The 17,569-nt window shown below is 71.3% G+C and carries 15 protein-coding genes; 10 read left to right on the top strand and 5 right to left on the bottom strand.

What is annotated here, in order from left to right; translation table 11 throughout:
• Nucleotides 1–4 precede the first annotated feature (4 nt).
• The 4 genes from ACGFT2_RS32485 (at nucleotide 5) to ACGFT2_RS32470 (ending at nucleotide 3,031) form a co-directional block, all read left to right on the top strand.
• Nucleotides 5–724, top strand: coding sequence for a YggS family pyridoxal phosphate-dependent enzyme (locus ACGFT2_RS32485; protein ID WP_393285420.1), 720 nt, complete (start codon nucleotides 5–7; stop codon nucleotides 722–724).
• 128 nt (nucleotides 725–852) lie between these two features.
• Nucleotides 853–1,494 (top strand): cell division protein SepF, encoded by a 642-nt coding sequence (locus ACGFT2_RS32480; protein WP_393285417.1) that lies wholly within the window; start codon nucleotides 853–855, stop codon nucleotides 1,492–1,494.
• Between the two features lie 60 nt (nucleotides 1,495–1,554).
• Complete coding sequence (locus tag ACGFT2_RS32475) at nucleotides 1,555–1,842, top strand: YggT family protein (RefSeq protein WP_353600731.1); 288 nt, start codon at nucleotides 1,555–1,557, stop codon at nucleotides 1,840–1,842.
• A 52-nt stretch (nucleotides 1,843–1,894) separates the two neighbouring features.
• Nucleotides 1,895–3,031 carry a DivIVA domain-containing protein gene (locus ACGFT2_RS32470; protein WP_393285414.1) on the top strand — a complete coding sequence of 379 codons (1,137 nt, stop codon included), beginning with the start codon at nucleotides 1,895–1,897 and terminating at the stop codon, nucleotides 3,029–3,031.
• Nucleotides 3,032–3,441: 410 nt separating this feature from the next.
• Here ACGFT2_RS32470 and ileS read toward each other — a convergent pair whose 3' ends face one another.
• Entirely contained in the window at nucleotides 3,442–6,618 is a 3,177-nt protein-coding gene (gene ileS / locus ACGFT2_RS32465) for an isoleucine--tRNA ligase (RefSeq protein ID WP_393285411.1), read from the bottom strand.
• 603 nt (nucleotides 6,619–7,221) lie between these two features.
• Between ileS and ACGFT2_RS32460 the strand changes: the two genes are divergently transcribed.
• From ACGFT2_RS32460 to ACGFT2_RS32440, 5 genes are all read left to right on the top strand, one after another.
• Nucleotides 7,222–8,226 carry a TraR/DksA family transcriptional regulator gene (locus tag ACGFT2_RS32460; RefSeq protein ID WP_393285408.1) on the top strand — a complete coding sequence of 335 codons (1,005 nt, stop codon included), beginning with the start codon at nucleotides 7,222–7,224 and terminating at the stop codon, nucleotides 8,224–8,226.
• 67 nt (nucleotides 8,227–8,293) lie between these two features.
• Complete coding sequence (gene lspA / locus ACGFT2_RS32455; protein WP_393285405.1) at nucleotides 8,294–8,935, top strand: signal peptidase II; 642 nt, start codon at nucleotides 8,294–8,296, stop codon at nucleotides 8,933–8,935.
• Between the two features lie 146 nt (nucleotides 8,936–9,081).
• The gene (locus tag ACGFT2_RS32450) at nucleotides 9,082–10,026 is read left to right on the top strand and encodes an RluA family pseudouridine synthase (RefSeq protein WP_393285402.1); all 945 of its coding nucleotides are present in this window, start codon (nucleotides 9,082–9,084) and stop codon (nucleotides 10,024–10,026) included.
• A complete protein-coding gene (locus ACGFT2_RS32445; RefSeq protein WP_393285399.1) occupies nucleotides 10,023–10,490 on the top strand; it encodes a GNAT family N-acetyltransferase in 468 nt (155 codons plus the stop codon). The genes ACGFT2_RS32450 and ACGFT2_RS32445 overlap by 4 nt, the downstream gene beginning before the upstream one ends.
• 76 nt (nucleotides 10,491–10,566) lie before the next feature.
• Entirely contained in the window at nucleotides 10,567–12,153 is a 1,587-nt protein-coding gene (locus ACGFT2_RS32440) for a Na+/H+ antiporter (protein ID WP_393285397.1), read from the top strand.
• A 156-nt stretch (nucleotides 12,154–12,309) separates the two neighbouring features.
• Here the strand turns inward: ACGFT2_RS32440 and ACGFT2_RS32435 are convergent, their stop codons facing one another.
• Nucleotides 12,310–13,416, bottom strand: coding sequence for a mechanosensitive ion channel family protein (locus tag ACGFT2_RS32435; RefSeq protein WP_393285395.1), 1,107 nt, complete (start codon nucleotides 13,414–13,416; stop codon nucleotides 12,310–12,312).
• A gap of 119 nt (nucleotides 13,417–13,535) precedes the next feature.
• On the opposite strand from ACGFT2_RS32435, the gene ACGFT2_RS32430 reads away from it, so the two are divergent.
• Entirely contained in the window at nucleotides 13,536–14,108 is a 573-nt protein-coding gene (locus ACGFT2_RS32430) for a dienelactone hydrolase family protein (protein ID WP_393285392.1), read from the top strand.
• Nucleotides 14,109–14,129: 21 nt separating this feature from the next.
• Here the strand turns inward: ACGFT2_RS32430 and ACGFT2_RS32425 are convergent, their stop codons facing one another.
• The 3 genes from ACGFT2_RS32425 to ACGFT2_RS32415 all read right to left on the bottom strand — a co-directional run bounded on the left by ACGFT2_RS32425 (nucleotide 14,130) and on the right by ACGFT2_RS32415 (nucleotide 17,510).
• Nucleotides 14,130–15,800: an alkaline phosphatase D family protein gene (locus tag ACGFT2_RS32425; protein ID WP_393285389.1), complete on the bottom strand. Its 1,671-nt coding sequence runs from the start codon at nucleotides 15,798–15,800 to the stop codon at nucleotides 14,130–14,132.
• Between the two features lie 93 nt (nucleotides 15,801–15,893).
• Complete coding sequence (locus ACGFT2_RS32420) at nucleotides 15,894–16,736, bottom strand: thioredoxin domain-containing protein (RefSeq protein WP_393285387.1); 843 nt, start codon at nucleotides 16,734–16,736, stop codon at nucleotides 15,894–15,896.
• A gap of 87 nt (nucleotides 16,737–16,823) precedes the next feature.
• On the bottom strand, nucleotides 16,824–17,510 hold the full coding sequence (locus tag ACGFT2_RS32415; protein ID WP_393285385.1) for a hypothetical protein: 687 nt from the start codon (nucleotides 17,508–17,510) through the stop codon (nucleotides 16,824–16,826).
• Nucleotides 17,511–17,569 lie beyond the last annotated feature (59 nt).

Here is a 17,569-nt window from a genome sequence, read left to right as displayed (position 1 = left end):
GGACATGACGGACCGTAGAACCGAACTCGCCGCGAATCTGGCGAATGTGGAGGAGCGCATCACCGCCGCATGCGCGGCCGCCGGGCGTGAACGGGCGGAGGTGACCCTGATCGTGGTCACCAAGACCTACCCCGCGAGCGACGTGCGGATCCTGTCCGGGCTCGGCGTGCGCCATGTCGCCGAGAACCGCGACCAGGACGCGGCGCCGAAGGCCGCGGCCTGCGCGGATCTGCCGCTGACCTGGCACTTCGTCGGCCAGTTGCAGACCAACAAGGTCCGTTCCGTGGTCGGTTACGCCGATGTCGTGCAGTCCGTCGACCGGGCCAGGCTGGTCACGGCGCTGTCGAAGGAGGCCGTGCGCACCGGGCGAGAGGTGGGCTGCCTCGTGCAGGTCGCGCTCGACGCGGAGGCGAGCGGCAGGGGTGAGCGCGGTGGCGTGGCGCCGGACGGAATCGAAGAGTTGGCCGCCCTCATCGCGGACTCGCCCGGCCTGCGGATCGACGGCCTGATGACCGTCGCCCCGCTCAGTGGGGAGTACGCGGGGCGCGAACAGGCGGCGTTCCAGCGGCTCATTGATTTGTCGACTGACCTGCGCCGCGCCCATCCGGCTGCAACCATGGTGTCGGCAGGGATGAGCGCGGACCTCGAACAGGCCGTGGCCGCCGGGGCGACACATGTGCGCGTCGGCACCGCGGTACTCGGTGTCCGCCCCAGGCTCGGGTAACGTCGCCAAGAAGTCGGACCACAGCAGAAAATATGGTCAATGCCTGTGCAGACGGGCACAACGACCTCGTGGATCGCGGGCACTTGGCAGTCGTCAGTCGATCCACCACAGAGCGGAGGACTCAGAGCATGGCCGGCGCGATGCGCAAGATGGCGGTCTACCTCGGCCTCGTGGAGGACGATGGGTACGACGGCCGCGGATTCGATCCCGACGACGACTTCGAGCCCGAACTGGATCCGGAGCCGGAGCGGGAACACCGACGGCATGAGTCGTCACACCAGCCGCACGGCGCACATCAGCCCCAAAGGGGCGAAGAGGTGCGAATCGTGCAACCGCCCGCGCCGCGCGAGCCGATGGCCCGCGCGACTTCGCTCGCCGCGGAATCGGGGCGCCCGGCGCGGATCGCGCCCGTGGCATCCATCACACAAGAACGTCAGTCCCTGGAGAAGAACGCGCCGGTGATCATGCCCAAGGTCGTGTCGGAACGAGAGCCGTACCGGATCACCACGTTGCACCCGCGGACCTACAACGAGGCCCGTACCATCGGGGAACACTTCCGTGAAGGCACTCCGGTGATCATGAATCTGACTGAGATGGATGACACAGACGCGAAGCGACTTGTCGACTTTGCGGCCGGTTTGGTGTTTGGTCTTCACGGCAGTATCGAGCGGGTGACGCAGAAGGTGTTCCTGTTGTCTCCTGCTAACGTCGATGTCACGGCGGAGGACAAGGCCCGCATCGCAGAGGGCGGGTTCTTCAACCAGAGCTGAGAAGCACGACCGGATCGAAGTACGGAAGAGCACGGAGCAGGGGAGAGGGAAGCGCAGACCATGAGCGTGTTCGCACTGGTGGTCCACACCGCGCTGCTGGTGTTCCTCGTCGTGCTCATCTTCCGGCTGGTCATGGACTACGTCTTCCAGTTCGCCCGCTCGTGGCAACCCGGCAAGGCGATGGTGGTCGTACTGGAGGCCACCTACACTGTCACCGATCCACCGCTGAAGCTTCTGCGGCGGTTCATCCCGCCGCTGCGTCTCGGGGGCGTGGCGCTCGACCTGTCCTTCTTCGTACTGATGATCATCGTCTACATCCTCATCTCCCTGACGAGCCTAGCGAGATGAATGTGGACGATACGGTCTTGCCGACTGCCGATGACTACGTTGAGGTGAAGAGATGCCGTTGACCCCCGAGGACGTGCGGAACAAGCAGTTCACGACCGTCCGCCTCCGAGAAGGCTATGACGAGGACGAGGTCGATGCCTTCCTCGACGAGGTCGAAGCCGAACTGACCCGTCTGCTCCGCGAGAACGAGGACCTGCGCGCCAAGCTGGCCGCGGCCACGCGCGCTGCTGCCCAGAACCAGCAGAACATGCGCAAGCCGCCGGAGCAGGACCAGCAGCATCCTCAGCAGCAGCAGGGCATGCGAGGTCCGGGCCAGCCGGTGCCCGCCGGCATATCGGGTCCGCCGCAGCAGCAGATGGGCGGCCCCATGGGTGGTCCGCCGCAGCTGCCGAGCGGTGCCCCGCAGCTGCCCGCCGGCCCCGGCGGTCAGGGCGGCCCGCAGGGTCCCGGCCCGATGGGCCAGGGTCCGATGGGTCAGGGTCCGATGGGTCAGGGCCCCATGGGTGGTCAGCCGCCCATGCAGCAGCAGATGGGTGGCCCGATGGGTGGCCCGATGGGCGGTCCGATGGGCGGCCCCGGTCAGGGCCCCGGTGGCGACAGCGCCGCCCGTGTCCTCTCGCTGGCCCAGCAGACCGCCGACCAGGCGATCGCCGAGGCCCGTTCCGAAGCCAACAAGATCGTCGGCGAGGCCCGCAGCCGCGCCGAGGGTCTGGAGCGGGACGCCCGTGCCAAGGCCGACGCGCTGGAGCGGGACGCGCAGGAGAAGCACCGCGTCGCCATGGGCTCCCTGGAGTCCGCGCGCGCCACGCTGGAGCGCAAGGTCGAGGACCTGCGCGGCTTCGAGCGCGAGTACCGCACGCGTCTGAAGTCGTACCTCGAGTCCCAGCTGCGTCAGCTGGAGACCCAGGCCGACGACTCCCTGGCCCCGCCGCGCACCCCGGCCACCGCGTCGCTGCCGCCGTCCCCGGCGCCCTCGATGGCTCCGGCCGGCGCGAGCGCCCCGTCCTACGGCGGCAACCAGGGCATGGGTGGCCCGTCCGCTCCGTCCGCCCAGTCCTACGGCGGTCAGCAGCAGATGAGCCCGGCCATGACCCAGCCCATGGCCCCGGTCCGTCCGCAGGGTCCGTCCCCGATGGGCCAGGCTCCCTCGCCGATGCGTGGGTTCCTGATCGACGAGGACGACAACTGAGCACCGGGCACGGTGTGTAGTACGCCATAGGCGTCGGCAGCGTTCAGGGCGGGACCCCGGATTCACCACCCGGGGTCCCGCCCTTTTTACGCGCGTTGAGGCGGACTGGCCCGGGGGCGCGCGGAATCGAACGGGTCATCGTGAGGGAGACCGACTCCAGGGTCGCGGGGAGCCGCGCGGTCATCGTGAGGGGAACGGACCTCAGGGTCGCGGGGAGCCGCGCGGTCATCGTGAGGGGAACCGACCTCGGGGGCGCGGGGAACCGCGCACGGTCACTGTGTACGGGCGCACCTGCCGGAAGGGCCCGGCCTCCGAACCGGAGACCGGGCCCTTCTCGACGACCGGGCGGCTACGCCCCCGCGCTCACGCCCTCGCGTTCACTCACCGCGGGTGCGCCCGCGCCGTGCCCCTTACGCCTTGCGGAGCCGGAACGTGAGGGACAGCCCCTCGTCGGTGAAGGGTTCGCCGAAGCCGTCGGCGGCCTCACCCTGACCGAAGTCGGCCGCCAGCACCTCGTCGGCGATCAGCTCCGCGTGCTCGGTCAGCGCCGCGATCACCGCGGCGTCCGTCGAGGTCCAGCGCAGCGCGATCCGGTCGGCCACGTCCAGGCCGCTGTTCTTGCGGGCCTCCTGGATAAGCCGGATCGCGTCACGGGCGAGGCCCGCCTGCCGCAGCTCCTCGGTGATCTCCAGGTCCAGGGCGACCGTGGCGCCCGAGTCGGAGGCCACCGACCAGCCCTCACGCGGAGTCTCGGTGATGATCACCTCGTCGGGTGCGAGGGCGACCGTCTCACCGTCGACCTCCACCGAGGCCGTGCCCTCACGCAGGGCGAGGGACAGCGCGGCGGCGTCGGCGGCCGCGACGGCCTTCGCCACGTCCTGCACCCGCTTGCCGAACCGCTTGCCGAGCGCACGGAAGTTGGCCTTGGCGGTCGTGTCGACCAGCGAGCCGCCGACCTGCGAGAGGGACGCCAGCGAGGAGACGTTCAGCTCCTCCGTGATCTGGGTGTGCAGCTCCGGGTCGAGGGACTCGAAGCCGGCGGCCGCGATCAGCGCGCGGGACAGCGGCTGGCGCGTCTTGACACCCGACTCCGCACGCGTGGCACGGCCCAGCTCGACCAGCCGGCGTACCAGGACCATCTGCCGCGACAGCTCCGGGTCGATCGCCCCGAGGTCCGCCTCCGGCCAGGAGGCCAGGTGCACCGACTCCGGCGCCCCCGGGCCGACCGGGACGATGAGGTCCTGCCACACCCGCTCGGTGATGAAGGGGGTGATCGGCGCCATCAGCTTGGTGACCGTCTCCAGCACCTCGTGCAGCGTGCGCAGCGCGGCCTTGTCGCCCTGCCAGAAACGGCGGCGGGAACGGCGGACGTACCAGTTCGACAGGTCGTCGACGAACGCGGACAGCAGCTTGCCGGCGCGCTGGGTGTCGTACGCCTCCAGCGCCTGGGTCACCTGGTCGGTGAGCGCGTGCAGTTCGGACAGCAGCCAGCGGTCGATCAGCGGGCGCTCGGCCGGGGCCGGGTCCGCCGCACCGGGCGCCCAGTTCGACGTACGGGCGTACAGGGCCTGGAAGGCGACCGTGTTCCAGTACGTCAGCAGGGTCTTGCGGACGACCTCCTGGATGGTGCCGTGGCCGACCCGGCGGGCCGCCCACGGGGAACCGCCGGCCGCCATGAACCAGCGCACCGCGTCCGCGCCGTGCTGGTCCATGAGCGGGATCGGCTGCAGGATGTTGCCCAGGTGCTTGGACATCTTGCGGCCGTCCTCGGCGAGGATGTGGCCGAGGCACACGACGTTCTCGTACGACGACCTGTCGAAGACGAGTGTGCCGACGGCCATCAGCGTGTAGAACCAGCCGCGGGTCTGGTCGATCGCCTCGGAGATGAACTGCGCCGGGTAGCGGCTCTCGAACAGCTCCTTGTTCTTGTACGGGTAGCCCCACTGCGCGAACGGCATGGATCCCGAGTCGTACCAGGCGTCGATGACCTCCGGTACGCGCGTGGCCGTCTTTCCGCAGCCGTCGTGGCGGCAGGCGAAGGTGACCTCGTCGATGTACGGGCGGTGCGGGTCGAGGTTCGACTGGTCGGTGCCGGTCAGCTCGGTCAGCTCCGCGCGCGAGCCGACGCAGGTGAGGTGGTCGTCCTCGCAGCGCCAGATCGGCAGCGGGGTGCCCCAGTAGCGGTTGCGGGACAGCGCCCAGTCGATGTTGTTGTTCAGCCAGTCGCCGAAGCGGCCGTGCTTGACCGTCTCCGGGAACCAGTTGGTCTTCTCGTTCTCCTGGATGAGGCGGTCCTTGATCGCCGTCGTGCGGATGTACCAGGAGGGCTGCGCGTAGTAGAGAAGCGCGGTGTGGCAACGCCAGCAGTGCGGGTAGCTGTGCTCGTACGGCAGGTGGCGGAAGAGGAGGCCGCGCTGCGCCAGGTCCTCGGTGAGCTTCTCGTCGGCCTTCTTGAAGAAGACGCCGCCGACGAGGGGCACGTCCTCCTCGAAGGTGCCGTCGGGGCGGACCGGGTTGACCACGGGCAGGCCGTAGGCACGGCAGACCTTGAGGTCGTCCTCGCCGAACGCGGGGGACTGGTGGACCAGGCCCGTGCCGTCCTCGGTGGTGACGTACTCGGCGTTGACCACGAAGTGCGCCGGCTCGGCGCTGTGCCCGTCGGTTCCCTCGCCGACGCTCGGGAACTCCACCAGCTCGAAGGGGCGCTGATACCTCCAGCGCTCCATCTCGGCGCCGGTGAACGTCCGGCCGGTGGTCTCCCAGCCCTCGCCGAGCGCCTTGGCGAGCAGCGGCTCGGCGACGATGAGCTTCTCCTCGCCGTTCGTCGCGACGACGTAGGTGACGTCCGGGTGCGCGGCGACCGCCGTGTTGGACACCAGGGTCCAGGGGGTCGTCGTCCACACCAGGAGGGCGGCCTCGCCGGCGAGCGGGCCGGAGGTGAGCGGGAAACGGACGTACACCGACGGGTCGACGACCGTCTCGTAGCCCTGGGCCAGCTCGTGGTCGGACAGGCCGGTGCCGCAGCGGGGGCACCAGGGGGCGACCCGGTGGTCCTGGACCAGCAGGTCCTTGGTGAAGATCTCCTTCAGCGACCACCAGACCGACTCGACGTACTCCGGGTCCATGGTCCGGTAGGCGTCGTCCAGGTCGACCCAGTAGCCCATGCGGGTCGTCAGCTCGGCGAAGGCGTCCGTGTGCCGGGTCACCGACTCGCGGCACCTGGCGTTGAACTCGGCGATGCCGTACGCCTCGATGTCCTGCTTGCCGGAGAAGCCCAGCTCCTTCTCGACCGCCAGCTCGACGGGCAGGCCGTGGCAGTCCCAGCCGGCCTTGCGGGCCACGTGGTAGCCGCGCATGGTGCGGAAGCGGGGGAAGACGTCCTTGAAGACGCGCGCCTCGATGTGATGGGCGCCCGGCATGCCGTTGGCGGTGGGCGGGCCCTCGTAGAACACCCACTCGGGGCGGCCCTCGGACTGCTCCAGGCTCTTGGCGAAGATCTTCTGGTCGCGCCAGAAGTCGAGCACGGCGTGCTCAAGAGCGGGCAGGTCGACCTGTGCGGGCACCTGGCGGTACGTCGGCGCTGTCATCTGCGAGCATCCTCCAACGGACTTGCTGTCTTCCGTCGGAGGGACGAGAGCCTTCGATCCTGTCTACGCCGTGTGCGGCGCGCTCCCGCGGTACCACCCTCCTTGGCCCTCCGCCGCGCCGTACACGCCGGTGAGCCCCCTCTTTGGGGTCGCGAAGCCGGTTCTACTCGCCGTCGCCCGTCGGCTGCGGCTTTCCTCCGGCGGCTCCGGGGTGATCTTCACGTCGCGCTCGCCCCCGGGCTCACACCGTCCCCGGGTCGCTCTGGGCTGCGTACGCCGCTACTCGTCCCCATCCACGCTTCTCGCTCCGCCCAGTGTACGGCGCCGCGCGGACAGCGGCGGACCGGTTTTCCGGCTCCCGGGAGCGGCGGCCCGGGGCGGGCCGGGGTGACCCGAATGGCGAGGGGACGGGCGCTCGCCTCCGCACAGCCCCACCCGGGCGGATTACCCGCCGGGGAGCTGGGCACAACGGATGCAGGCCCGCTGCGCGGGGGTGCGGGCGGGCGAATCGGGCGGTGTGCCCCGTTGCCGCGGGACTCAAGTCGATTTATCGTCCCAGCACGATTCGCGTGCGAAATCACAATATGTGAAGGGGCCGCGGCCATGGTGGCGAAAAAGACCGCCGTACAGCAGCCGGCGACCGTCCGGTCCAGGGGCGCGGTCGCCTCCGCCGGTACGGCCGCCTCCGGTGGCGAGGCCGAGCAGGCCGCCCGGCAGAGGGCACCATCCGGCAAGGCCTCCGCGGGCACTCCAGACGCCGAGAAGGCGGTGGCCGGGAAGGCTGCGGCCAAGAAGGCGCCGGTCAGGAAGGCTGCGGTGAAGAAGGCCGCGGTGAAAAAGGCTGCGGCCAAGAAGGCGCCGGCCAAGGAGGCGCCGGTCAAGAAGGCCGCGGTGAAGAAGGCGGTGGCGAAGAAGGCGGACGCCGCCGGGAAGCCGGCCGGGAAGGTGGCGGCCCGGAAGGCCGCCGAGGAGAGGCCGGGAGCCGACGGGGCGGTGACGCACAAGGAGCCGACGGCGGGGAGGGCGGTCGGCGGGAAGTCGGGCGGCGAGCACGTCTCCACGGAGACGGCCGCGAAGAGCACGGCCAAGAAACCGGTCGCGGCGCGGGCCGCGGAGCAGACGGGAGCCACGACGGTGGTTGCGAAGAAGACTCCTGGCACGGCCACGGCGGAGACCGGCGTTCCCAAGGCGCGGGCGGGTGCGGCGGAGCCCGGCGAGCTGGCGGTGCGACCGGGCGAGGACCCCTGGACCCCGGAAGAGGTCGAGGAGGCGCGCGCGGAGCTGCAGTCCGAGATGGAACGGCTGCGGGAGGAGATCAGCTCGTCGGAGGCCTCCCTCGTCGGCCTGATGCGGGACTCCGGCGACGGCGCGGGCGACGACCAGGCCGACACCGGCACCAAGAACATCACACGCGAGCACGAGATGGCGCTGGCCGCCAACGCACGCGAGATGCTGACCCAGACCGAGCGGGCCCTGGAGCGGCTGGACGCGGGCACCTACGGACTGTGCGAGAACTGCGGGAACCCCATCGGCAAGGCCCGGATGCAGGCCTTCCCGAGGGCCACGCTGTGCGTGGAGTGCAAGCAGAAGCAGGAACGGCGCTCCTGAGCGTGGGGGCCTCGGGGGGCGTGCCGTAGTCTCGTCCTCAGTCAGGCACCTAGGTTGAGGGACTCACGTGGCAGAGGCGGAGCGCACCATCGGTACGCCGAAGACCCCGGGCGACAGCGGCGAGCGGACGGCGGCCGCGGCGGCCGCCGGAGCCGGGGCGTCCCGCGAGGCCGGGGTGCCCGGCACGGACGCGCGGGAGACCTCGGCGCAGCGGCGGACCGGGCGCGGGCGCCGCATCGCCGTGCTGTTCGCGGTGGCCGCGTTCGCGTACGCCGTCGACCTGATCAGCAAGCTGCTCGTGGTCGCGAAGCTGGAGCACCACGCCCCCATCCAGGTCGTCGGGGACTGGCTGGAGCTGCACGCCATCCGCAACCCGGGGGCCGCCTTCGGCTTCGGCGCGGCCTTCACGATCATCTTCACGCTCATCGCGGCCGCCGTGATCGTGGTGATCATCCGGCTGGCCCGCAAGCTCTACAGCTTCCCCTGGGCGATCGCGCTCGGCCTGCTGCTCGGCGGTGCCCTCGGCAACCTCACCGACCGCATCTTCCGGGCCCCCGGGATCTTCGAGGGCGAGGTCGTCGACTTCATCGCACCCAAGGGCTTCGCGGTGTTCAACCTCGCCGACTCGGCGATCGTGTGCGGCGGCATCCTGATCGTGCTGCTCTCCTTCCGGGGCCTGGACCCGGACGGCACCGTCCACCAGGACTGAGGCGGCACCACCGCCAAGGACCGGGGCGGCGGCGTCCACCAGGACGGGGGGCGGCGGCGTCCACCAGGACCGGGGCGGTGTCCTGCGCCGGGAGGTTTTCCACAGGCCCGTTCGGGGGCGTCCGGTCCGTCCGGCATACTCGACGGGTGAGCCCGAACCCCGAGATCCGAACCCTGCCCGTGCCCGACGGCCTGGAGGGCGAGCGCGTCGACGCCGCCATCTCCCGCATGTTCGGCTTCTCCCGTACCAAGGCGGCCGAGCTGGCCGCGGCCGGCAAGGTCCAGGTGGACGGCGGGGTGGTCGGCAAGTCCGAGCGGGTGCGCGGCGGCGCCTGGCTCGAGGTCGAGATGCCGCAGGCGCCCGCGCCGGTGCAGGTGCTCGCCGAGCCCGTCGAGGGCATGGAGATCGTGCACGACGACGAGGACGTGGTGGTGATCGTCAAGCCGGTCGGCGTGGCCGCGCACCCGTCGCCGGGCTGGTCCGGCCCCACGGTCATCGGCGGTCTCGCCGCCGCCGGGTACCGGATCTCCACCTCGGGCGCCGCCGAACGGCAGGGCATCGTGCACCGCCTCGACGTCGGCACCTCGGGACTGATGGTGGTCGCGAAGTCGGAGCGTGCCTACACCTCGCTCAAGCGCCAGTTCAAGGAGCGCACGGTCGACAAGCGCTACCACACGCTGGTCCAGGGCCACCCCGACCCGACGAGCGGCACGATCGACGCCCCGATCGGCCGCCACCCGAACCACGACTACAAGTGGGCGGTCACGGCCGAGGGCAAGCCCTCCGTGACCCACTACGACCTCGTCGAGGCATTCCGCGCCGCCTCCCTGCTGGACGTGAAGCTGGAGACCGGCCGCACCCACCAGATCCGCGTCCACATGGCCGCCCACCGCCACCCCTGCGTCGGCGACCTCACCTACGGCGCCGACCCGACGCTCGCCAAGCGGCTGGGCCTGACCCGCCAGTGGCTGCACGCCGTGCGGCTCGGCTTCGAACACCCCGGGGACGGGGAGTGGGTGGAGTTCGCCAGCGAGTACCCCGAGGACCTGCGGCAGGCCCTCGACCAGGTCCGCGAGGAGACGTACGCGTGAGCACGCCGTACACCGTCCGCGTCGCCGGCGACCCCGCCGACCGCGAGGCCTGCTTCGCGGTCCGCAAGGAGGTCTTCGTCGTCGAGCAGGGCGTCGCCGAGGACATCGAGTACGACGCCCACGACACCGTCGCCGTCCACGTGCTGGCGGTCCGCGAGGACGGCGTGCCGCTCGGCACCGGGCGGCTGCTGCACGGTGCCGCGGCGGCCGGGAAGACCGGTGGCGACCCGGCGGTCGGCTCCCTCGGGCGGCTCGCGGTCTCCCGGGAGGCGCGCGGGCTGGGGGTCGGGGCGGCACTGGTGCGGGCCATCGAGGACGCGGCCCGCGCGCACGGCCTGACGGCGGTGGACCTGCATGCCCAGACCCACGCCCTCGGCTTCTACGAGCAGCTCGGGTACGCGGCGTACGGCCCGGAGTTCCCGGACGCGGGGATACCGCACCGGGCGATGCGCCGCGCCCTGTAAGAGCCACGCTTTCCCGCCGGGCTGATGGCAGGCTGGAGCCTTCCCGTGTGATCGTCGACCCCTCGGAGCGCCGGCCGTGGACCAGTTGGCCCTGTTGTTCGTCCTGCTGCTCGGGGCGCTGGTGAGCGTTCCGGTGGGGGACCGGTTCGGAGTGCCGGCGCCGGTGCTCATGACACTCTTCGGCGGGGCCCTGGCGGTGGCCGCCTTCGTGCCCAACGTGGACATCCCGCCCGACCTGATCCTGCCGGCGCTGCTGCCGCCGCTGCTCTACGCCGCCGTACGCCGGACCTCCTGGCGGCAGTTCGCGGCCAACGTCCGCCCGATCTTCCTGCTGGCCGTGGCCCTGGTGTTCGTGACGATGGTGTGCGTCGCGCTCGTCGCGAACGCGATCGTGCCCGGCCTGCCGATCGCCGCCGCCATCGCGCTCGGCGCCCTGATCGCCCCGCCCGACCCGGTCGCCGCGACGAGCGTCGCCGGGCAACTCGGGCTGCCGCGCCGCCTGGTGTCGATTCTGGAGGGCGAGGGACTCTTCAACGACGTCACCGCCATCGTGCTGTACCACGTGGCGATCGCCGCCGCGGTGAGCGGCTCCTTCTCGCCCTGGCAGGCGGGTCTCGACCTGGTGCTGTCCGCCGTCGTCGCGGTGGCCGTGGGGCTGGCGCTCGGCTGGGGCGCGAACCGGCTGATGGACCTGCTCGGCGATCCGACCCTGCAGATCGGCATGACCCTGCTGGTGCCGTACGCCTCCTACGTGCTGGCGGAGAAGCTGCACGGCTCGGGCGTGCTCGCCGTGCTCACCACGGCCCTCTTCCTGGCCGAGTACGCCACCGGCGCCGACGACGTGATGACCCGGCTCGCCGGGCACACCTTCTGGGACATCATCGACACCCTCGTCACCGGCGTCGCCTTCGGGCTGATCGGCCTGGAGCTGCACAACGCCATCCGCACCGCCCAGGGGCGGTGGGCCGAGATGCTCGGCTGGGCGGCGGCCGTCGCGGGCGTGGTGATCGTCGTACGGCTGCTGTGGCTGCTGCCCGCCACCTGGCTGACCAAGCGGCTGCACGCCCGCCGGGACTACGACGAGGAGATCCCGGTGAGCTGGCGGGAGACCATCGTCATGTGGTGGTCCGGGATGCGCGGGGTGGCTTCGGTGGCGCTGGCGCTGGCCGTTCCGCTGAAGACCGACGCCGGGGCGCCGTTCCCCGACCGGGACGAGATCATCTTCATCGCCTTCGGTGTGATCGTCGCCACCCTGGTGCTCCAGGGACTGACGCTGCCCTGGCTGGTGAAACGGCTCGGGGTGCGGGCCGACTCCGAGCGGGAGAAGGAGATCGAGAAGGAGCTGGCGGTGCGGGCCGCGAAGGCGGCGAAGCGCCGGCTGCGGGAGATCGAGCAGGTGGAGGACCTGCCCGAGGATCTGTCCGAGCAGATGCTGCGCCGGGCCTTCGAGATCGGCATCCGGATCAGCCCGGACATGGGCGAGGAGGAGCGGCGCGAGGCGCAGGGCCAGCGGGTCAAGCGGCTCAAGCGGATCCGGCGCATCCAGTCCGACATGCTCAGCGCCGCCCGGCACGAGGTGCTGGCGGCGCGGAGCGAACCGGGGGCCGATCCGGAGATCGTGGACCGGGTGCTTCGGCATCTCGACGTGCGCAGCCTGCGCTGAGGCTGCCCCCCCGGTACGGTCCGGGGGGCAGCCGCGGTCCGTGCGGCCGACCCCCCGTACGGGTCAGGGTCAGCCGCGGTCCGTGCGGCCGACTCCTCGTACGGTCCGGGGGGGCAGCCGCGGTCCGTGCGGCCGACCCCCCCGTACGGTCCCGGGTCAGCCGCGGCCCGTGCGCGGGAACTCGTAGGCCTTGCGGAGCGAGGAGCCGTCGGGGGACGGGACCCGGTACGGCGGGAGCACCGCCTCCGAGGTGTTGACCCGGGGCAGCGCGTACGGGTGCTCCGTCGACAGCCAGGTGATCATCTGCTCGCGGACCGTGATCCGTACCGTCCAGATGTCGTCGGCGTCCTTCGCGGTCACCAGCGCCCGCACCTCCATGGTGTTGGCCGTGGTGTCGGTCACCACCAGGTTGCAGGCGCGGCCGTCCCAGGCCGGGCACTGGCGCAGGATGTCGCGCAGCTTCTCGCGCATCGCCTCGACGGGCGCGCTGTGGTCGAGGTACCAGAACACCGTGCCGGTCATCTGCGGGGTGCCGCGGGACCAGTTCTCGAACGGCTTGGACGTGAAGTACGACACCGGCATGGTGATCCGGCGCTCGTCCCACGTGCGTACCGTCAGGAACGTCAGGGTGATCTCCTCGACCGTGCCCCACTCGCCGTCCACGACGACCGTGTCGCCGATGCGGACCATGTCGCCGAAGGCGATCTGCAGGCCCGCGAACATGTTCGACAGCGTCGACTGGGCGGCCACACCGGCCACGATGCCCAGGATGCCGGCCGAGGCCAGCAGTGAGGCGCCCGCCGCGCGCATCGCCGGGAAGGTGAGCAGCATCGAGGCGATCGCCACGACGATCACGATCGCGGAGACCACCCGCATGATCAGTTCCACCTGCGTGCGCACCCGGCGTACCCGGGCCGCGTCGCGGTGGGCGCGCGCGTATCGGCTGTACGAGGTCTCCACGATCGCCGCGGCGATCCGGATCGCCAGCCAGGCCGCGGAGCCGATGAGCACCAGGGTCAGCGTCCGGCCGAGGCCGACCTGATGCCGTTCCAGGAGCTTCGCCTGGTCGTAGGAGCCTCTGAGCAGTGCGGTGCACAGGACGAGCTGGTAGGGGATGCGGCCGCGCCGCAGCAGCTCCCACAGCGGGGAGTCGGGGCTGCGTTCGTCGGCCGTGCGCAATAGCCGGTCGGTGGCCCACCCGATCGCGAGGGTGAGCAGTACCGAGCCACCGAGCACGATCAGGGGGCGGAGTACGTTCTCCATGCCTGGGCGCCTAACCCGGCTCTGGGGACGATGAACATGTGTGTTCCCGGCCCGGCTGGGTAGGGCCGCGGTATCGCCGCGGTGCGGCCGAGCCCTCTCCCGGCTGGCACCATGGCCTCATGAACATCATGCTCTTTCACTCGACCTACGGGCTGGGGCCCGCGGTGCGCGCGGCCGCGGACCGGCTGCGCGCGGCGGGCCACGAGGTGTGGACGCCGGACCTCTTCGAGGGGCGCACGTTCGACACCGTCGAGGAGGGCATGGCGTACCGGGAGGAGCTGGGCAAGGAGGAACTGCTCAAGCGGGCCGTGCTGGCGGCCGCGCCCTACTCGGACCGGGGGCTGGTGTACGCCGGGTTCTCGCTCGGCGCCTCCGTCGCCCAGACCCTCGCCCTCGGCGACGGCAGGGCGCGCGGGCTGCTGCTCCTGCACGGCACCTCGGATCTCGCCCCGAACGCGCAGGCGGACGAGTTGCCGGTGCAGCTGCACGTGGCCGAGCCGGACCCGTTCGAGACGGACGACTGGCTGAGCGCCTGGTACCTGCAGATGGGCCGGGCGGGCGCCGACGTGGAGATCCACCGCTATCCCGGCGCCGGGCACCTCTACACCGACCCCGAGTCGCCCGACTACGACGCGGAGGCCGCCGAGGCCACCTGGCGGGTGGCGCTCGGCTTCCTCGACTCGCTCGGCTGAGCCCGGCGCCCTGGTGGGCGGTTACACCGGGTCGTAGGTCCGCTCGACCTTCTGCGTGCCGCTGCGGGTGCGGTACGAACGCGCCCACGCGGAGGTGGCGTTCACGTTCGTGCGGTCGGACGTGACGTAGTAGTCCATCTGCGCCCGGTCGGCGGTGATGTCCAGGACGCCGTAGCCGTGCCGGTCGGTGTCCACCCAGTGCACGTGCCGGTTGGCGGCCTGGATGACCGGCGCGGCGATCGCGGAGACCGTGCCCTCCGGGACCTTCACCACGTCGTCGAGGTTGTCGGAGGTCACCGAGGTGATCACGAACTCGGTGGCCGCCGAGGCGGAGAGCGGGTAGGTCCCGGCGTCGACCGGCACGTCGTTGGCCCACGACATGTGGATGTCGCCGGTCAGGAAGACGGTGTTGCCGATGGCGTTGGACCGCAGGTGGCTCAGCAGCTCACGGCGGTCGTCGGTGTAGCCGTCCCACTGGTCCGTGTTGGCGGCGATGCCCTCCTGCGGCAGGCCGAGCAGCTTGGCGAGCGGCTTGAACAGGTCCGCGGAGAGGGAGCCGAAGGAGAACGGCGAGATCATCACCGAGTTGCCGACCAGCCGCCACTTGGTGTCGGAGGCCTTCAGACCGGCCTTGAGCCAGTCGAGCTGGGCGCGCCCGGTGAGCGTGCGGTCCGGGTCGTCCACCGAGCCGCTGGCCGTGGCCGCCTGCTGGGAGCGGAAGGAACGCAGGTCCAGCAGGGACAGATCGGCGAGCTTGCCGAAGCGCAGCCGGCGGTAGGTGGTGCCCGCGATCGCCGGGCGCACCGGCATCCACTCGAAGTAGGCCTGCTTGGCGGCGGCCTGACGGGCCGCCCAAGTGCCCTCGGCGCCCTCGGTGTGGTTGACCGCGCCGCCGGACCAGGCGTTGTCGGCGAACTCGTGGTCGTCCCAGATCGCGACGACCGGCGCCTTCAGGTGCAGCGCCTGCAGGTCGGGGTCCGTCTTGTACCTGCCGTGCCGGATGCGGTAGTCGGCGAGGGTGAGGATCTCGTTCGCCGGCGCGTGCGGGCGGACGACCCTGTCGCGGGTCCCGTACTCGCCGGACTTGTACTCGTAGATGTAGTCGCCGAGGTGCAGCCACGCGTCCAGGTCGCTGCGCGCCGCGAGGTGACGGTATGCGGAGAAGTAGCCCGCCTCCCAGTTGGCGCAGGAGACCACGCCGAAGCGCAGGCCGGGGACGGCCGCGTCCGCCGCCGGCGCGGTGCGGGTGCGCGCCACCGGGGAGTCGGTGCCGCCGGCCGAGAAACGGAACCAGTAGTCGGTGGCCGGCTGCAGACCGCGGATGTCTGCCTTCACGGTGTGGTCGGAGGTGGCCGTCGCGGTGGTGGAGCCCTTGGCGACGACGTCCGTCAGCGCCTTGTCCCTGGCGACGATCCAGCTCACCACGGTGTCCGGGCCCGTCCCGGAGCCGGGTATCGCCTCCGGGACGGGGGTGATCCGGGTCCACAGCAGGACGCCGTCGGGCAGCGGGTCACCGGAGGCGACACCGTGCAGGAAGGCGGGGGCGTCCGTGGCGGCGCGGGCCGGAAGTGCGGCGGCGAGCGGGCCGGCCAGGACAGCGGTCGCCGCCGCGGCCTTGACGACCGTACGGCGGCGGGGCGAGGAGGAGTTGAGGCTCTGAGGTGCCTCGGCTGGTCTGTATCGACTGGTCACGGACGATCAGGTTACTGATCGGTATGCGTCAAGGCGGGCGAACTCCGAAAGTTCGCCCGCTCTTCACGGATTCATCGAGGTCCCGGCGGGATGTCAGCCCTTGAGGGCCGCGCCCACCACCCGGTCGAAGTCGGCCACGGTCAGGAGCGGGGCGTTTTTGCCGTCGGCCGTCAGCCGCTTGCCGTCCATGACGAAGCCCGGAGTGCCGGTGACTCCGTCCTTGTTGGTGTCGAAGCTCTTCGACATGGCCAGCGCCCAGGCGTCATAGGTGCCGTTCTTCACGGCCTGCTCGAACTTGGCGTTGTTCTTCAGGGCCGGGACGGTGGCGGCGATTTCGAGGAGGTAGTCGTCGCTCTTGAACTTGTCGACGGTCTCCTGCGGGTGGAACTTCGCGGAGTAGAGCGCGCTCTTGTACTCGAGGAACGCGTCCGGGGACACGTTCAGCGCGGCGCCGAGCGCGCTCAGCGCGTTCTTGGAGCCCTCGCCGTTGGCGCCGATCTTGCCGGCCTTCAGCGAGTCGCCGTCGAGGAACGTGGCGCCGGTGAACTGGATCTTGAACTTGCCGGCGTCGAGGTCCTTCTTCACGGTCGGGCCCACGGCCTGCTCGAACTGGGCGCACACCGGGCAGCGCGGGTCCTCGTAGACCTTCAGGGTCTTCTTGGCGCTGTCCTTGCCGAGGACGACCGTGGTGCCCTTCGTGCCCGTGGTGTTGGCCGGGGCGGTGACCTTGCCGTCCTTCAGGCCCTCCCAGTAGCTGGGCTTGTTGGCCTGGACGACGGCGTAGCCGATGCCGCCGGCCGCCGCGAGCACGGCCACCACCGAGGCGGCCACGACGACCTGCCGCTTGGCCTTGTCGCGCCTGGCCTGCCGCTCGCGCTCCTCGCGCAGCCGCTCCCGGGCCGCCGTCTTCGCCGTCTGGCTGTTCCGCTTGCTCATGCTGGTGATCTCCATGTGGGACGCGCACAGGTCGTACGCGGGATACGTGTGGGGGACCGGCTGTGCTCAGCCGTCGTCGCTCGGCGCTCAGGCGGAGGCGGCGACGGCCGGGCACGGTGGTCCGCGCCGTCCCGGGGAATGCACGAGATGCCGGTCGCGGACGGCGGCGCGGCGCGGTGCCGGACGAGGAGTCCGGCGGACCGGGGCGGGCCGTACCGCGACCGCGGCCACCGCGAGCAGCAGCGGTCGGAAGGTGGCGCCGGCGACCCCGCTCAGGAGCTGCGTCAGCGCCCGCTCGCCCCGGCGCAGCCAGGCGGCGGCGAGCAGGCCCACCCCCACGTGCGCGGCGAGCAGCAGCCAGGCGGAGTGCGGGCCGGCCTCGGAGAGCAGGGCGGCCGCGCGGTCCGGGCCGCCGGCCACCCGGGCCAGCGGGGTACCCACCCGCCCCTCGCACAGCACGTCGAGGCCGATCGCGTGCAGCGGGCCCGCGATGGGGCCGCCCGCCCGGCCGTAGCAGGTGTGCTGGCCGCCGGTGAATACCGTGTCGGCGGCCAGCTCCAGCGGGATCAGCAGGGCCGCGATCCGGCCGAAGCCGCGCTCGCGGCCCGCCAGCGCGTACGCGGTGACGAACACTCCGGCGCTCACCGTGACCACGGTCGCCGCCGGCAGGGGCGCCCGGGACAGCAGCACGTGCGACGCGGTGCTGAGCGTCACGACGAAGGCCGTGAACAGCGCCGCGCGCACGGCTCTGAGCTGGGTCCCGGATATGTCCATAGCGAGAGGAGAGTCTGTCACGTACGCGGTTAAGGGACCCCTAAAGGGTGCCTGTGAGT

It is taken from the genome of Streptomyces sp. NPDC048514, from assembly GCF_043199955.1.
Lineage (GTDB): Bacteria > Actinomycetota > Actinomycetes > Streptomycetales > Streptomycetaceae > Streptomyces.
Note: the sequence above shows the minus strand (reverse complement) of the source record. Positions and strands in the feature narration are given on the sequence as shown.

Excerpts from the sequence above, each read along its gene's own strand:
- ACGFT2_RS32485 (WP_393285420.1), top strand. The coding sequence starts at position 5 with ATGACGGACCGTAGAACCGAACTCGCCGCGAATCTGGCGAATGTGGAG.
- ACGFT2_RS32415 (WP_393285385.1), bottom strand. The coding sequence starts at position 17,510 with ATGGACATATCCGGGACCCAGCTCAGAGCCGTGCGCGCGGCGCTGTTC.
- ACGFT2_RS32470 (WP_393285414.1), top strand. The coding sequence starts at position 1,895 with ATGCCGTTGACCCCCGAGGACGTGCGGAACAAGCAGTTCACGACCGTC.
- ACGFT2_RS32460 (WP_393285408.1), top strand. The coding sequence starts at position 7,222 with ATGGTGGCGAAAAAGACCGCCGTACAGCAGCCGGCGACCGTCCGGTCC.
- ACGFT2_RS32420 (WP_393285387.1), bottom strand. The coding sequence starts at position 16,736 with ATGAGCAAGCGGAACAGCCAGACGGCGAAGACGGCGGCCCGGGAGCGG.
- ileS (WP_393285411.1), bottom strand. The coding sequence starts at position 6,618 with ATGACAGCGCCGACGTACCGCCAGGTGCCCGCACAGGTCGACCTGCCC.
- ACGFT2_RS32435 (WP_393285395.1), bottom strand. The coding sequence starts at position 13,416 with ATGGAGAACGTACTCCGCCCCCTGATCGTGCTCGGTGGCTCGGTACTG.
- ACGFT2_RS32475 (WP_353600731.1), top strand. The coding sequence starts at position 1,555 with ATGAGCGTGTTCGCACTGGTGGTCCACACCGCGCTGCTGGTGTTCCTC.
- ACGFT2_RS32480 (WP_393285417.1), top strand. The coding sequence starts at position 853 with ATGGCCGGCGCGATGCGCAAGATGGCGGTCTACCTCGGCCTCGTGGAG.
- ACGFT2_RS32430 (WP_393285392.1), top strand. The coding sequence starts at position 13,536 with ATGAACATCATGCTCTTTCACTCGACCTACGGGCTGGGGCCCGCGGTG.